The organism is Clostridium sp. MCC353, assembly GCF_018785315.1.
GTDB lineage: Bacteria > Bacillota > Clostridia > Lachnospirales > Lachnospiraceae > CHH4-2.
Genome location: NZ_WQPN01000064.1, coordinates 1 through 1776, shown reverse-complemented (window position 1 = coordinate 1776; position 1776 = coordinate 1). Strand labels below are relative to the sequence as shown.

Here is a 1776-nt window from a genome sequence, read left to right as displayed (position 1 = left end):
TCCATCCCTGGAGCCTAAGTTTCACTAACGGTTTCCAGACGGCTTTCATCGCCAACGGATTCCGCTCCGCCCGGCGTCAATCCTCCAAGCAGGCCTCCGCCCCTGTCCGTCCCCATTCCCAGGATTCATGGCTGTGTACTGGGCTGATAAAGGATAAATAAAGATTTGGAGAAGTGAAGTAGAAAGGGCTAAGAAGCGCTTGATTGAGACGTTGTTTGGTATTTCGTGCAGATTATGGTATAGACATTTCAAGTAACTGACGTGGAGAATAACAGTAAAAGGTCAAGGCATTTTCGGAAATGCCTTGAGGGTTGATGTTTAGGCAGATAAGGCGGCCAAAAACAAAGGAGATGATGATATGAACGGACGTGATGTAAGGATAGGTGCAAGCCTGTTAGTCGGTGATATGGATAGTATGGTTCGATTTTACAGAGATATATTGGGTTTTCCAACACAATGGGATGGCGGTGATTTTGCGGAGTTTGAAACGGCAAGCGGTGCGCTGTCCTTGTTCATGTACAGCAGAGAACAATTCGTAAAGGCAATTGGAGAGAGCTATGTTCCGCCAAGGGGAATCAATCAGACGTTTGAAATTGCCTTTTGGCTGCCTAGCTTTGCTGATGTGGATGCGGAGTATGAGCGGCTATCGAAGTTTGGCGTTCGGTTTCCCACCGGAGAACCCATCACCTATCCTTTTGGCATCCGCAATTTTTATGTTGCCGATCCCGAGGGGAACCTGCTTGAAATCGGCAGCACAAGCGAAACGTAATTTGCGGCTGCACCTTATTGTATACAAAAGCATCTATTAAGCAAGGAGGTTCACCATGGATTATAGAGAAAGAATACGGTATTTTTATGAAGTGATTGTCTCAAACCACCTCATTGATAAGGTTTCAGAGTATATTTCAGATGATTGCACAGTTAGAATCGGCGAAAGGATTGTTCCCACCGGAGTGGAAGGGATGAGGCAGCACCTTATTGATGTTAGAAAGACCTATCCCAATTTGAAAATGACGATCATTCGTCAATATTGTGATGGTGACTATATTATTTCGGAGTTCGTGACTGAATGCATACACGAAGGCGAATGGCTGGGGATAAAGCCGACCGGAAAAAAGCTGACGTTTACAGGTGTCGATATCGACAAGGTTGTGGATGGAAAAATTGTAGAACACGGCGGAGCAATGAATACGTTTGAAACTTTGTTTGAGGAAAAAATTATTTCCCCCACATAAGGCGTTAAAAAACTCATTTGATCTATTTGAGAAGTCCCGGGAGCGTAACACTAAAACATCACACTAAAACGTCACACTAAAGCGTTAAGCCATTTTCGAAAAAGCCTTAACGCTTGATGTTAAATTTTCTTATAATTTGCAAAATTGTTTTTAATTACTTGAACCAGGGAAAACCAGCAGGGAAGCCCAGCAGGGAAGCGGGGAGACCGGATGGCGGGAAACCAGGCCGGGGACCGGGGCAGGGGAAACAAACGATACAGGGTTCGTGTGGAAACCGTTTAGTTGAGCTTAGGTTTCCAGCGTGAAAGAGGGCGGGCAGAAACTGAAAACCGAATCAGTTTCTGAGATGCCCCTGAACGGTGAAGTCATGAGGAGTTCACCGTTCAGGGGCATCGGACCGCCCTCTTTCATGCTGGAAGCCTTAGTTCAACCTAACAGTTGGAATCAGAACCCTGTATCGTTTTGAACTGTACCCCTTGTCAAGGACATTTTTAAAGGCGGGGCGATTTATTTTTGGTCGCCTCTTTTGCGCTTGTATCCT

At 45.6% G+C, this 1776-nt stretch carries 2 protein-coding genes; both read left to right on the top strand.

Annotation, left to right across the window (positions count from 1 at the left end; all coding sequences use genetic code 11):
* Nucleotides 1-358 precede the first annotated feature (358 nt).
* Entirely contained in the window at nt 359-769 is a 411-nt protein-coding gene (locus GPL15_RS12370) for a VOC family protein (protein WP_215698984.1), read from the top strand.
* Between the two features lie 55 nt (nt 770-824).
* Complete coding sequence (locus GPL15_RS12365; protein ID WP_215698983.1) at nt 825-1235, top strand: ester cyclase; 411 nt, start codon at nt 825-827, stop codon at nt 1233-1235.
* Nucleotides 1236-1776 lie beyond the last annotated feature (541 nt).

Excerpts from the sequence above, each read along its gene's own strand:
- GPL15_RS12370 (WP_215698984.1), top strand. The coding sequence starts at position 359 with ATGAACGGACGTGATGTAAGGATAGGTGCAAGCCTGTTAGTCGGTGAT.
- GPL15_RS12365 (WP_215698983.1), top strand. The coding sequence starts at position 825 with ATGGATTATAGAGAAAGAATACGGTATTTTTATGAAGTGATTGTCTCA.